Genomic DNA, 13,079 nt, shown 5'->3' with positions numbered 1-13,079 from the left:
CAATTAGCTAGCCTTCGTTCGATCGATCTTCAAAGTTCTGGCGGCGGCGCTTTTGTTTGGTGCGGGGCACTGCTGCATTTGGTGCAGCCTCTTGTTCCTGTCCGGGAATAATTTCGCCTTTGAAAACCCAAACTTTAATGCCCAGAATACCGTAGATGGTTTGAGCAGTGCAGTAGGAGTAGTCAATGTCTGCCCGCAGCGTGTGCAAGGGGACTCTTCCTTCCCGTGTCCATTCGGTACGGGCAATTTCTGCACCGTTGAGGCGTCCACTGACTTGAATTTTGATGCCTTGGATGCCGACTTTTTGGGCGCGGGTGATTGCTTGGCGGACGACTCGACGGAAGGATACGCGCCGTTCTAGTTGCTGAGCGATGTATTCCGCAATCAGTGTGGCATCGGCGTCTACTCGCTGGACTTCGACGACGTTGATGCGGATTTGGCGGTTGCTACCGAGTTGCTGCTGCAAACCGACGCGCAAGGTTTCGATGCCTGCTCCGCCGCGGCCTACGACAACGCCTGGTCTGGCGGTGAACACTTCTAGGTCGATTTGATCGGCTTTCCGCTCAATTCTGACCGAGGAAATCCCAGCATTGCTGAGGGTTTTACGAACGTACTTGCGAATTTTATAGTCTTCTTGCAAGAGTTCTGGATAGTTTTTAGGATCGGCAAACCAGCGAGAGCGGTGCTCTTGGGTAATGCCGAGGCGAAAACCAATTGGATGTATTTTTTGGCCCATAATAGTTGATGAGTTAATTGGTAATTGGTAATTGGTAATTGGTAATTGGTAATTGGTGATTACCCATTTTTTTCAACTTTAAGCTGTTTATTACCTCTTACGTTTTTCCCTGGTTTAGTTTTCTACGAGCGGAGCTACTACTACGGTAATGTGACAGGTTGGCTTGCGGATTTGGTAGGCGCGACCTTGAGCGCGGGGTCTAAAGCGTTTGAGGACTGGGCCTTGGTCTGCGTAAGCTTGAGAAACTACCAGCTTGGATTTATCCAATCCTGCGTTGTGTTCGGCGTTGGCTACTGCCGATCGCAAAACTTTGACGATTGGTTCGCAGGCGCGGTAGGGCATGAATTCGAGTAAAATCAGCGCTTCTTGGTAGCTTTTGCCGCGAATTTGGTCGAGGACTCGGCGCACTTTGAAGGGAGATGTCCGGATGTAACGGGCGATCGCCTTAATTTCGGATGTGGTATCTATAACCATTTCGATTTGGGTAATTGGTAATTGGTAATTGGGAAAAAGGTAATTGGTAATTGGGAAAAAGTTTGTCCGATTACCTATTACCTGTCACCTAATTCGGCTATCTTTTTGCCTTTTTATCACCACTTTTCGCGTGACCTCTAAAGGTGCGAGTGGGGGAAAATTCTCCGAGTTTGTGACCTACCATTTGGTCGGTGAGGTAGACTGGTACGTGCTGTCTGCCGTTGTGAACGGCGATCGTGTGACCTACCATTTGGGGCAGGATTGTGGAAGAGCGCGACCAAGTTTTAATTACTTGTTTTTGGCCGGCGGCGTTGAGCTTTTCGATTTTTGTCATCAGATGATCTGCGACAAACGGGCCTTTTTTTAGCGATCGAGACATGATTTTTGTAATTAGTAATTAGCAGTTGGAATTGAATTGGGAAGAAAGTCGGAGGAATAAAAGAGCGCGGAAAACTTTTTTGTTGTTCCTTCTTCCTTCTTCCTTCTTCCTTCTTCCTTCTTCCTTCTTCCTTAACTTTGTCTGCCGCCCTTGCCGCGCTTGGAAGCTTTGCGGCGGCGCCGGACGATTAAAGCGTCGCTGCGCTTGTTTTTGCGTCGAGTTTTTGCACCCAAAGCTGGTTTACCCCAAGGAGTGACAGGCCCCGGACGTCCGATGGGAGCTCTGCCTTCGCCACCGCCGTGCGGGTGGTCTACCGGGTTCATGACGCTACCGCGAACGGTGGGTCTGCGACCTTTCCAGCGGGTGCGGCCGGCTTTACCCAGGCTGATGTTTCTGGCGTCGGTGTTGCCGACTTGACCGATGGTGGCGTAGCAGTCGGCGCGGACTTTGCGCTGTTCGCCGGATGGCAGTTTGAGGGTGACGTAGCTACCTTCTTTTGCCATTAGCTGAGCGCTGGAGCCGGCGGAGCGAACGATTTGTCCGCCTTTTCCGGGTACTAGCTCGACGTTGTGGATGCTTGTACCGAGGGGAATGTTCTTCAGGGGGAGGGCGTTACCGATTTCGATCGGCGCGTCTGGGCCTGAGACAATTACTGTACCGACGTTTAAGTTGAGCGGGTGCAGGATGTACCGTTTTTCGCCGTCTTTGTAGAACACGAGGGCGATGCGGGCGTTGCGATTGGGGTCATATTCGATCGCCTTGACGGTAGCGGGAATGCTGTGTTTGTCGCGGCGGAAGTCGATGTCTCTATACAGCCGTTTGTGACCGCCTCCCCGGTGGCGACAGGTGATGACGCCTCGGTTGTTGCGGCCTTGTTTGGTGTGCTTGTTGCTGGTTAGAGACTTTTCTGGCTCTGATCTGGTAATTTCAGCAAAGTCCGAGACGGTTTGTTCTCGGGTGCTGGAGGTATAAGGTCGGTAAGAACGGATGCCCATAATCGATCTATTTTAGATTTTGGATTTTGGATTTTGGATTTGACGTTTATCGATTTTAGATTTTAGGTTGAAGATTGGCGATATTTGGTTAACTTACGAGTTTTCTGGTTCGAGAATTTTCACCAGTTAACCGCAATTTAAAATCTAAAATCTAAAATCTAAAATCCAAAATCGTCTAGACTTCTGGGAATAGGAGTTTGCGGATCGAGTCTCCGTCGGTCAGAGTTACGGTTGCTCGCTTGTAACAAGGTTTAAAGCCGACGAATTTGCCAACTCGACGCTTTTTGCGCGGCGGGTTTTGGGTGTTGACGCCGATGACTTTGACCTTAAATAGTTCTTCGATTGCAGCTTTGATTTGAGGCTTCGTCGCTTTGGGAGCTACGTCGAATGTGAATTGATTTAATTCCATCATTCGGGTAGCTTTCTCGGTGAGAATCGGACGCTGGATCAAATCTGCGTAGTCGCGGGGGTCGATTTTACTCACCGTAAATCTCCTGAATTTTAGCTATGGCTGTAGATGTGACGATAATTTTGTCAGCCGCGAGAACGTCGTAAACATTCAGGGAGGTTGCCAAGATGACGTTTACTAATTCGATGTTGCGTCCGGATAAGTAGACGTTTGGTTGCGGTTCTGGCAAGATTAACAGAACTTTTGTATCGGGTTCGATACCCCAGCGGGCGATCGCACTCAGCAATTCTTTGCTTTTCGGTCTCGGAAATTGCTCTGCAAATTCTTCAACCACAATGATGTCTTCGGTGCGACTTTGGAATGCTGTCCGCAAAGCGAGACGGCGTTCCTTTTTGTTCATTTTGACTTCAAAGTCTCTCGGTTTTGGCCCGAAGATGACACCGCCGCCCCGCCACAGCGGAGAACGGATTGAACCTGCTCTGGCTCGGCCGGTGCCTTTTTGACGCCAGGGTTTGCGGCCACCGCCTCTGACTTCCGATCGAGTTTTGGTGCAAGCATTTCCTTGACGGGCGTTATTTAGTTGCCGCGTCAATGCTCTGTGAACGATGTGAGACGCATTTTCTTCTTTGGCTACGCGCAGTTCTAAAGTTGTTTCTCCAACTTCTTCGCCTTGCCAATTTCGCACTACACAATTAACCATATCTTTTGTCCTTTGTCTGTTGTTAGTTGTCTGTTGTTAGTTGTCTGTTGTCTGTTGTCTGTCGTCTGTTGTCTGTTTTCAGGTCTTAGTTTTGGGTTCTTAGTTTTCAGCTTTTAGTTCTTAGTTATTGCTTGCTACTAACGACCAACCACTATCTACTGACTGCTGACTACTGACTAATGACTACTGACTAACGTCCTACTTTTTTCTCAGGCACAACATTGACTAAGGCGCCAGCTTTGCCGGGAACTGCTCCCTTAATTAGCAGCAAATTCTGCTCTGTATCCACCCGGACAATTGTTAGTTTGCGGACGGTGACTTGAACGTTGCCCATACGTCCTGCCATTCTTTTCCCAGGATAAACGCGACCAGGAGTAGTTCCAGGTCCGATCGATCCAGGCTCGCGGTGGTTCTTGGAACCGTGAGACATGGGGCCTCGTTTAAAGTTGTGGCGCTTTTGAAAACCTGCAAAACCTTTACCGATGCTGGTACCGATGACATCTACTATTTGTCCCGGTGTAAAGGTATCTGCTTTTAGTTGTTGACCTAATTCAAAGGAACTGGTGTCTTCCAATCGGTATTCCTGCAAGTGGCGCAATGGATTCGCCCCCGACTTGGCAAGGTGTCCTAGTTCTGGCTTGTTGAGAGCCTTTGGTTTGACTTCGTTGTAGCCAACTTGAACGGCACCGTAGCCGTCAGTTTGTTTTGTTTTGATTTGAGTTACTGTACAAGGCCCTGCTTGTATGACGGTGACGGGGATGGCTCTCCCTTGGTCGTCAAACACTTGAGTCATGCCTAGTTTAGTGCCAAGAATGCCTACAGACACGGATTTTCTTCCTTTTATTTACGCAAGAGGTTTCGGATTGCGAAGTTTTCGTCAATCCGCTTGCTCTTGTGCAGAAACATTTATTTCAGTGTTCCTGCAATTAACTGTTATCAACCAACAGCCTTCCTCGGTGTTTAAAATTGGAGTTTTAAATTTGGGAGCGAGCTTGTGGAAGTCTTGCAAGGGTTGAGATTCGCGGCTTTTTACCGACTCTATCTCCGAGTTTTGTCTCGGTCTTGCTTGTTTGCGCCAGGACTTGAGCAGCAAACCACTCAGTATCCTTTACGGCGACAATTCACAATAGTACATGAAGTGTTTGCCGTTTGTCAAGGCCGCGATGAGAATTTTTCGCCTCAACTTTAGGATTTATAATATTTCCAGCTCGCAAGCAGCGATCGACCAAATTTTGATACAGCAGGAAACACAAATTTATGGGACTGATTACGACGGGATCTGATCTGATTCGGGATTTGGAAAAGTCGGGGTCGCTGGCCCTGTACGTTCCTTTAGAAGGAGGATTTGAGGGGCGCTACCTCCGCAGGCTGAGGGCTGCGGGCTACGGTGGGTACACGATTACGGCGCGGGGTTTGGGCGATTTGGCGATGTATTTAACGGGGGTTCACGGGGTGCGGCCGCCCCATTTGGGCAAGAAAACTACTGGCAATGAAGGGGCTGTGGGTTATACGTACTACGTGCCGCCGATGTTGAAAACTCAATTAGACAATTTGCCACCTAAAGCAAAAGGACTGGTGCTGTGGATTATTGAAGGGCAGATTTTGTCGAGTCAGGAGATTGAGTATTTGACTGTTTTGCCGACGTTAGAACCGCGAGTTAAAATAGCAGTTGAGATGGGGGGCGATCGAGCTTTTAGCTGGAAGCCACTTAAAGATGCTTTAGTTGCAGCTTAAATTCCGGTATTTGCGATCGCAAATCAACTAAAAAACGCAGCGAGCAACTAAAGCTCAACAGCTTCTGCTCGCTGGTTTTGATATTTTTGGAACTTAATTAACAGGAAAAATCTTATGCTTCAGAACCGCGATTATACCATCATTATTGACAAAAGCGGCAGTATGTACACAAAAGACCAGATGGGCGGTAAAAGTCGGTGGGCGCTCATGCAAGAATCGACGATCGCATTGGCGAATAAATGCGAAGAACTCGATCCTGATGGCATAACAGTTTATGTGTTTTCCGGTCGCTTCAAGCGCTACGACAACGTAACATCAGCTAAAGTCGTGCAAATTTTCCAAGAAAACGAACCTTCGGGAACTACGAATTTAGCGGCTGTTCTGCAAGACGCCCTGAACAGTTATTTTCAGCGCAAAGCATCCGGTAAGACTAAGCAAAATGGGGAAACAATATTAGTGGTGACGGACGGGGAACCGGACGATCGCAAAGAAGTGATGAAAACGATTATAGAGGCTTCCCGGAAGCTCGATCGAGATGAAGAGTTGGCGATTTCTTTCATTCAAGTAGGAAATGCGCCGGAAGCTACTAAGTTTCTCAAAATATTGGATGACGAACTGCAAAGCGCTGGGGCTAAATTTGATATCGTTGATACTGTCACGATGGATGATATTGAAGGAATGACCCTGACAGAGGTATTGCTGAATGCAATAACTGATTGAGGAGGCGGGCGAAGTTCACGCGATTATATTTGGGCTAGTTAGCCCAGCAGCATTTTTTAGGGGGGTTTAAGTTATGGAATCTATCGAACGCCTGTTAGGTGAACTTAAGGCAGAGTATCAAGCATCTCAAAAAAATGCTGAGTTAAAAACTCAGGCGCCGGTGCCAGCACAAGCGCCAGCAAATCCAACATTTAAAACATCAGATATAAATTTGTATGCTAGTCCTTTGGACAAGGATTTAGCTCAAATTAAGGCTGAGTACGAAGCACAAAATAAAGCTCAAGAAGTGGCTTTACCTGAACCGCTTAAGGCTGAGAACCAAGCACAAAATAAAGCTCAGGAAGTGGCTTTACAGGAACCGCAGCCAGCCGAAAAAGTCGCGGTGCCGCAGTTGGACGTACAAACGCACAGACAGAAAGTTAGGCAAGCTCAGGTTTGGCTGAAAAAGTTGGATAAGAATTCCGATGAGGGATATTGGTTCGATCAGTTTGCTTTTAAGTATTCTTCGAGGATAGATGCGGCGATCGACTATTTGCAAGTGGTGAATGAGTTTGATTGAATGTTGATTGTTGGCGGTTGGCGGTTGACGGTTGAGGATTTACTGTTAAACTATCATTCCAAAATAGACCTCTTGCAAAAGTCCTTTTCATAAATTTATTGGACGGGCAAGATGCCCATCCCACAAGAAAAAATAACTCTTGTGGGATGGGCATCTTGCCCGTCCTAGTTATTTTTGCAAGAGGTCTCATGTAAAAAATATGAAGTAGAAGCAGAAGTAAAAGTAGTAGGTTGGGTTGAGGTTACGAACCCAACCTACATATTGGGGATTTCACTTAATTAAGAACCGCTGTAGCTATTTTCAACTAATAGCATCTTTGAGGACAGAAGTAGGATGCAATAAAAACAAAGCCGCCTTTTTTGCTGTATCTTCAGATAGCTGAATTTGTTTTAACTCAACAATACCTTCACTGATAAAAGTATCTCTCAAAGCAGCTTTTTCTCCGCTGTTAAAACTCGTTTCGTAAAACACTTCTCGAATTCCAGCCGCAATGACTAATTTCAAACAATAGATGCAAGGTTCTAAAGTGACGTAAATACTAGCCCCAGCAGTAGATATACCGTGTTTAGCAGCTTTGGCGATCGCATTTGCTTCCGCGTGAACCGCCCTTGATGGCAAAGTTTTACTGGCGTCGCAACTACTCAAACCAGGATAGCAGAAGCCTTGAGTAGTACAGTGTGCCGAACCTGACGGCGAACCGTTGTAACCCGTTGCTAAAACTTGCCTGTTTTTAGTGATCACTGCGCCTACAGGAAAAGCCAAACAAGTCGATCGAGTAGCGGCCAATTTTGCTAACATTAAGAAGTATTCGTCCCAAGTCGGTCTTTCTTCTTCTAGATTCATTTTCTATCCTGAATGTATTGGTTGCTGGTTTTCAGACACTCGGCCGCCTTTTGCAATTCTATTCCCAAATAACCAATATGCTCGCCTTTGATAGCCGGGGAAGCCGCACAAATTTCTCGCACTAACTTGAGAGGGTTTTTTCCAGAATAACAGGTGACAACTTCGCCACTGCCGGGGGTGGTTTGCGTGACTACTATTTGATTGTCCGCTACTTCAACTAAAAAATTGCCCGCTGCATCGAAAAAGTCTCGATCTTCGCAGATTTTAGCATATTGGGTTTGAATTAGTCGATCGGCATTTTCAAAGGTATCGTCATACAAGTGAGCAGATTGACTCAACGTTACTAACGGGCCCATTGTCAAATTATAATCGGAACGCCTCGCAATTTCATCTCGAATGTGCTGCTGCAAAGCCCGCAAACCCATTGCATTTGCCGGCCACGCCGCAAACATATCGTTACTTCGGAGAGTTGCAGTTAGCGATATTTCACCGTCTACAACTCGCACCCAAATGTGATTTAAACAAGGACTGCCGCTGTGCTGGTGGTCTGAGGAACCGTCAGGTCTTCTGTTAACATTTCCGCCCGCATCCCACAGACTAATTACAGCACTTGCCGCGTCAATTTCCTTAATTAGTTTGGCAATAACTTCTTCAATTTGATCTCGTCCAAACCACGACCGCATCCGCTGTGCGTAGGTATATTTAATGCCTTCGTTATATGGGGCATCTTCGAGCATTTGCGGTTTGTACTGTTCGAGGAAATCACGGTCTATTGGTAAGTAATTCGGTTCGGGAAAATAGAACTCCGCAGGTTCATCTGTAATCACTGCCATTAAGTCGATTAATTCCTGCCATTGTCCGTCATAACCAGTCGGCCGTAAGGTGCCAGTGGTCTTAATTCGGTGAATAATTTTTACCCAAGTTTCGGCGATAGTTTTGCCTTCAATTCTGTGTCCGTATTTCTGACCGGGGAGTACAGTCGGGACGATTTCGACTAATGGAAAAGTTACGGTTTCTCCCCAAGGTTCAACCACTGCTTTTTCGGAAAAAGACTTGACAAGAGTCACTGTTTCTGCTATATTTTGGGCTTCTTTCCATTCTATTGAATGACGCAATAGTTCTAAGGCTTCTGCTGCTATTTCAATATCAATGTAGCCAAATATTGAAGATTTAATTAACCAGCAATCTCTACCAGTATCGCTTTTGCCTGCTTCAAAGCCGTTGCGAAAAAAGTCGATTAAGCACGCTGCGGCACCAGAGTTGCGGTCTTCTTTGGTAGCGTTGAGAATTACTAAAAAGCGGACGTGGGGATTGCATAGCAAGTTTCTAATTAAGAAGTTGATGCCGCGAGTAGGAGAGTATAGTTGTCCTATGACAGCAAATTCATTGGGTTGTAATTTTTTGCCGTTAGCGCAGCCCTTGGAAAGGATCGCACTTTTTACTGTCCAGCCACTGACAATGGCTGTTTGCCCCGTTCCGCAAATTAATTGATTTGGTTTGTATAGGGGTTTGTACTCAAATTTATTGACGAGATTTGTGGCTGTCATGGTTTACCGTTTTTTGCACCGCGTACTACTATATCAATACTGCTGAATCTTTGATAATTTTGTTTAAACAAATTCCTCAAGCCAACAATTCACTCACAGCTACGCTAAAACCTGCAAGCACACTTTGAGTGTTAACAACTTCATCCGCATTAAACAACCGCCAGCGTTGCCCTGCATTGACAAATATTAATCTAGCTTCAGGAAACAACAACCAAACTTCTAAACATCCCGATTCCAAATATTCTTGAGCTTTGGCAAATAACTCTTCGCCGCTATCTTCCGGGGAAGCAACTTCTGCTATCAAAGGAAAACTTTGGGAAAATGCTGTAAAGTTGCCTGATTGTGGCAGCAGTTCAGGAGTAATGTAAGCAACATCGGGACGGCGACCCTGTTTGCTAGTGCGGCAAAGGACTTCTGTAAGAACTTCTCCTCCCTGTCCGCTGGAATGTTTGTAATTTCTCCAGGATGTAGATAATTTAGCTTGAGCGAGACCGTGCTTGAATGTCATTCCTGTTTTCTCAACTAAGTTGCCGTCAACCCATTCCATTCTATCAGGAGGCTTGACTAAAAACTTTTCGAGAGATATGACTTTTTCTGGCTGAGATTCTGGGTAAATTTCGGGTGTATTTTCTGATTTTGAATGGGAGTCTTGCTCTGAGTTCTTGTCGGCATTTTTGGGTATAATTATAGTAGCTGTCATGCTAGCAACCTCTCTTTAATGATTATAATTGTACAAGCGATCGCTGTCGATCGCATCTTTATGATCTTATGGAACTTCGTAGAGTTTGTCTTTTCAACTGAGCCAGACAATTTATATATCATAGCAATTCACAAAGGTGACTTTCATGATTCTCTCAAACCGTTTTTCTGAAGCCCTCACCTATGCTGCCGAATTGCACGCTACCCAAGTTCGCAAAGGTTCTGGCGTTCCCTACATTGCCCATTTGTTGGGCACTGCTAGTATAGCTTTAGAATATGGGGCAAATGAAGATGAGGCGATCGCAGCTTTGCTTCACGATGCGATCGAAGATCAAGGCGGCGCCACCACCCGCGAAGCCATCCGCCGCCGCTTTGGGGATACTGTCACAGCGATTGTAGACGGCTGTACCGACAGTGACGCGACGCCGAAACCCCCTTGGCGTCAGCGAAAACAAGCTTATATCGATCGCATTTCTACAGCTTCTGGCTCAGTCAGATTAGTCTCGGCTGCTGATAAACTTTATAATGTTCGATCGATCCTGAAAGATTACCGTCAATTAGGAGATACTGTTTGGGAACGCTTCAAAGGTGGCAAAGACGGTTCTCTCTGGTATTATCGTTCTGTGGTAGAAGCATTCCGCAAAGCTGAGTTAACGCCTATAGTTGAAGAATTACATCGCACAGTTTTAGAATTGGAACAGTTTTCTGAAGGCTGAAGACTGAAGGTAAAAATCACTAATTATCAATTACCAATTACAGTCACAAAATGGCAAATGTTCGCTTAGAAAATATTACCAGACGTTACCAAAACGTCACCGCGATCGAAAACATCAGCTTCAAAATCCCGGACGGGGAATTTTGGGTATTAGTCGGGCCATCCGGCTGCGGAAAATCCACAATTATGCGGACAATTGCAGGTTTAGAAACCGCAACTTCCGGCAATCTTTACATCGGAGATAATTTAGTTAACAACATTCCGGCGAGACAGCGGGACGTTGCAATGGTGTTTCAAAATTACGCGCTTTATCCGCACATGACTGTCGGCGAAAATCTGGCTTTTGGATTGCGGATGCGGAATGTTGACGCGACTAAAATTCAAGAACGAGTCGAAACAGTCGCCCGATCGCTCTCGATCGACCATCTCCTCAAGCGTAAGCCCAAACAGCTATCAGGCGGACAGCAGCAGCGCGTAGCACTCGGAAGGGCGATCGCCCGCGAACCGAAAGTATTTCTTTTAGATGAACCGCTTTCTAACCTCGACGCTCAACTACGAGACGACACTAGAGCAGAACTCAAACAACTGCATCAACGGCTGGGAATTACCACAATTTATGTCACCCACGACCAAGTGGAAGCGATGACTTTAGCTGATAAGATTGTAGTCTTAAATGGGGGAAAAATTCAACAAATTGGAGACCCGCAAAGCATTTATGCCAAACCAGCTAACCGCATGGTTGCGACATTTTTAGGCAATCCCGCCATGAACATTTTGCCGGCAATTTATACTAACGACTCCTTTCAAGTAGGAGATCAATCTTTAGCCTGTCCGCCCTCGATTCAGAAAAAATTGCAGGCGAGAGAAGGACAAGGATTTGATTTGGGCATCCGTCCAGAAAATATAGAAATCTTTAGGCCACAAACAGTAGAAGATGATGATTTGAAAAGCGATGTTTGGGCCTTAGAAAAAGTCCCCCTCGATGTAGAGGTAAAAGTAGTGGAACCTCTGGGGCGAGAAACTTTAATTCGGGCGAGTTTGCCGTTGTTGAGTGCTGAAACTACTGTACAGTTACAAATACCTGCGAGTGTTCGCTTGCGATCGGGCGATCGGCTGAAGGTACAGCTTGACTTCGATCGACTATTTATATTTGACCCTTCCACCGGTGAGGCGCTGTATCCTTAACGGGCTTGAACATGACTTACGCACGGGTAATCAGCCACCGGGGTTTTTTTAGTCGCCGTGCCTAAGTCCTCTTCAATCTAAAATCTAAAATCTAAAATCTAAAATAGACTGAGCCTTCCAGTGGGAAAGTCTCGATTCGTAGTTACAAAAATTTACACTTGACATTTATTAATTTACGCAGTAATGATACGATTAGTATTGGCACAACGGTAAAACCTCCCCCCAAAAGTTGATATTTCCTGAATCGGGGCGATCGCGACCCACAACGCCAGCATCTTCGCGCTAAAAAGCGGCTTTGCGCTCCGACTTGGGAGCAACTAGCGAACCAAAAACTCAGAAAAACGTTCTAGCGGCATTTTTAGATGAATCCCGACAACCTGCCTCAAATGCTGCAAACAGGATTTCACCTAACTTTAGGTGCAACTTCCTTTTTAATTGAGACATTGCAAGATCCCTTGAAGCGAGAAGAAAATCTGGACAAACTGAAGTCAGATTTTGGTCAGCTAGCCGATGATCTGCTGGAAAAAGGAGAAATGACTGAGCGAGAAGCCCGGAATTTTGTAGATACTATTTTCTCTCAACCGGGCGATCGGGAGAATGCAGACAGTGAATCTGTCTCGCCCAAGCAATCAGATGCAGCGACTGATGCTCCTCCCGAGTCGGTTGTACAGCCTAACGTAAAGCTAGAGATTCAAGAATTAACTGCACAGATGGCAGCGCTAAGGGCCGAGTTGGAAAATTTGCGCGCCGAAAATTCCCAGTATTAAAGAATCAAGAGTCTTTAACACAGCCGGAGTTTACTTGCCAACTTAATTTAACAGAACCAAACTTTAGTCATTGTCCCATTTTTCAGAACCGATCAGGTCGGCGATGCGATCGCGCAGCAAGAAGTCGCATTTTTCTAATTCGCACTCTACACAAGCCCATTCCCGAGGCGGAATGAATTGGCAAAGCGTGTAGATAGGCTGTTGGCGGCTCAGCACACCCTCGTGGACAAGGTGACGCGCTTCATCTTGGATCACATCTAAAGAGTATTGGATTTGGGGAATAGTGGAGTGAATCATAATGCGCCCTCAATGTTTTACTAAAAAAATTTATGGCCCTGGTAATAATATAGTCCAAACTTACGAATATGGAAGTTAAATTTTGTCCGTATACAGCTATACAATTCACTGCCGTCCATTTAAAAAAATTATAGGAATGATCGGTAAGTGATGGGATCAGTCTTGGGATTTTCAGACGCAGCACATTTTCCTCAGTAGCAAGCGGATCTGCTGGAAAGCTCTATTGAGAACTTAGGAACCCGCCTCCAATTCCCGGTTTCTGGATACTTCGCCACCAAAGGCAGAATTTCTCGCGAGAAACCGGGTTGATAAATTTAACT

The 13,079-nt window shown here is 46.1% G+C and carries 17 protein-coding genes; 6 read left to right on the top strand and 11 right to left on the bottom strand.

The features are described from left to right. Window positions 1-7 precede the first annotated feature (7 nt). The 7 genes from rpsC to rplC form a co-directional block, all read right to left on the bottom strand. Window positions 8-736, bottom strand: a complete 729-nt coding sequence (rpsC, locus tag QT987_RS09115; protein ID WP_242719701.1) for a 30S ribosomal protein S3 — start codon at window positions 734-736, stop codon at window positions 8-10. A gap of 114 nt (window positions 737-850) precedes the next feature. Then, on the bottom strand, window positions 851-1,210 hold the full coding sequence (gene rplV, locus QT987_RS09110) for a 50S ribosomal protein L22 (RefSeq protein WP_006634996.1): 360 nt from the start codon (window positions 1,208-1,210) through the stop codon (window positions 851-853). Between the two features lie 97 nt (window positions 1,211-1,307). Beyond that, window positions 1,308-1,589 (bottom strand): 30S ribosomal protein S19, encoded by a 282-nt coding sequence (rpsS, locus tag QT987_RS09105; RefSeq protein WP_041623488.1) that lies wholly within the window; start codon window positions 1,587-1,589, stop codon window positions 1,308-1,310. Between the two features lie 131 nt (window positions 1,590-1,720). Next, a complete protein-coding gene (gene rplB, locus QT987_RS09100; protein ID WP_333045754.1) occupies window positions 1,721-2,584 on the bottom strand; it encodes a 50S ribosomal protein L2 in 864 nt (287 codons plus the stop codon). Between the two features lie 175 nt (window positions 2,585-2,759). Next, complete coding sequence (locus QT987_RS09095; protein ID WP_006634999.1) at window positions 2,760-3,068, bottom strand: 50S ribosomal protein L23; 309 nt, start codon at window positions 3,066-3,068, stop codon at window positions 2,760-2,762. Then, window positions 3,061-3,693 (bottom strand): 50S ribosomal protein L4, encoded by a 633-nt coding sequence (gene rplD, locus QT987_RS09090; RefSeq protein ID WP_190657994.1) that lies wholly within the window; start codon window positions 3,691-3,693, stop codon window positions 3,061-3,063. The genes QT987_RS09095 and rplD overlap by 8 nt, the downstream gene beginning before the upstream one ends. A gap of 190 nt (window positions 3,694-3,883) precedes the next feature. Next, window positions 3,884-4,519 (bottom strand): 50S ribosomal protein L3, encoded by a 636-nt coding sequence (gene rplC / locus QT987_RS09085; RefSeq protein ID WP_190657996.1) that lies wholly within the window; start codon window positions 4,517-4,519, stop codon window positions 3,884-3,886. A 431-nt stretch (window positions 4,520-4,950) separates the two neighbouring features. Between rplC and QT987_RS09080 the strand changes: the two genes are divergently transcribed. The 3 genes from QT987_RS09080 (at window position 4,951) to QT987_RS09070 (ending at window position 6,706) form a co-directional block, all read left to right on the top strand. Next, complete coding sequence (locus QT987_RS09080) at window positions 4,951-5,427, top strand: NAD(P)H-quinone oxidoreductase subunit N (protein WP_333239162.1); 477 nt, start codon at window positions 4,951-4,953, stop codon at window positions 5,425-5,427. A 114-nt stretch (window positions 5,428-5,541) separates the two neighbouring features. Next, on the top strand, window positions 5,542-6,147 hold the full coding sequence (locus QT987_RS09075; RefSeq protein ID WP_333057785.1) for a VWA domain-containing protein: 606 nt from the start codon (window positions 5,542-5,544) through the stop codon (window positions 6,145-6,147). A 73-nt stretch (window positions 6,148-6,220) separates the two neighbouring features. Continuing rightward, window positions 6,221-6,706, top strand: coding sequence for a salt stress protein, Slr1339 family (locus QT987_RS09070; RefSeq protein WP_333239160.1), 486 nt, complete (start codon window positions 6,221-6,223; stop codon window positions 6,704-6,706). Between the two features lie 300 nt (window positions 6,707-7,006). Here the strand turns inward: QT987_RS09070 and QT987_RS09065 are convergent, their stop codons facing one another. From QT987_RS09065 to QT987_RS09055, 3 genes are all read right to left on the bottom strand, one after another. After that, entirely contained in the window at window positions 7,007-7,549 is a 543-nt protein-coding gene (locus QT987_RS09065) for a dCMP deaminase family protein (RefSeq protein ID WP_333239158.1), read from the bottom strand. Then, the gene (locus QT987_RS09060) at window positions 7,546-9,096 is read right to left on the bottom strand and encodes a thymidylate synthase (protein ID WP_333239156.1); all 1,551 of its coding nucleotides are present in this window, start codon (window positions 9,094-9,096) and stop codon (window positions 7,546-7,548) included. The genes QT987_RS09065 and QT987_RS09060 overlap by 4 nt, the downstream gene beginning before the upstream one ends. A gap of 76 nt (window positions 9,097-9,172) precedes the next feature. After that, window positions 9,173-9,796, bottom strand: a complete 624-nt coding sequence (locus tag QT987_RS09055) for a Uma2 family endonuclease (RefSeq protein WP_333239154.1) — start codon at window positions 9,794-9,796, stop codon at window positions 9,173-9,175. Between the two features lie 145 nt (window positions 9,797-9,941). On the opposite strand from QT987_RS09055, the gene QT987_RS09050 reads away from it, so the two are divergent. The 3 genes from QT987_RS09050 to QT987_RS09040 all read left to right on the top strand — a co-directional run bounded on the left by QT987_RS09050 (window position 9,942) and on the right by QT987_RS09040 (window position 12,462). Further along, window positions 9,942-10,511, top strand: a complete 570-nt coding sequence (locus QT987_RS09050; protein ID WP_333239192.1) for an HD domain-containing protein — start codon at window positions 9,942-9,944, stop codon at window positions 10,509-10,511. 50 nt (window positions 10,512-10,561) lie between these two features. Further along, window positions 10,562-11,695: an ABC transporter ATP-binding protein gene (locus QT987_RS09045; protein WP_333239152.1), complete on the top strand. Its 1,134-nt coding sequence runs from the start codon at window positions 10,562-10,564 to the stop codon at window positions 11,693-11,695. Between the two features lie 362 nt (window positions 11,696-12,057). Further along, window positions 12,058-12,462: a hypothetical protein gene (locus tag QT987_RS09040; RefSeq protein WP_333101815.1), complete on the top strand. Its 405-nt coding sequence runs from the start codon at window positions 12,058-12,060 to the stop codon at window positions 12,460-12,462. A 63-nt stretch (window positions 12,463-12,525) separates the two neighbouring features. Here QT987_RS09040 and QT987_RS09035 read toward each other — a convergent pair whose 3' ends face one another. Next, window positions 12,526-12,759 carry a DUF4327 family protein gene (locus QT987_RS09035; RefSeq protein WP_333057778.1) on the bottom strand — a complete coding sequence of 78 codons (234 nt, stop codon included), beginning with the start codon at window positions 12,757-12,759 and terminating at the stop codon, window positions 12,526-12,528. Window positions 12,760-13,079 lie beyond the last annotated feature (320 nt).

The organism is Microcoleus sp. SVA1B4 (assembly GCF_036700545.1).
Taxonomy (GTDB): Bacteria; Cyanobacteriota; Cyanobacteriia; order Cyanobacteriales; family Microcoleaceae; genus Microcoleus.
This window is presented reverse-complemented; position numbering and strand designations above follow the sequence as displayed.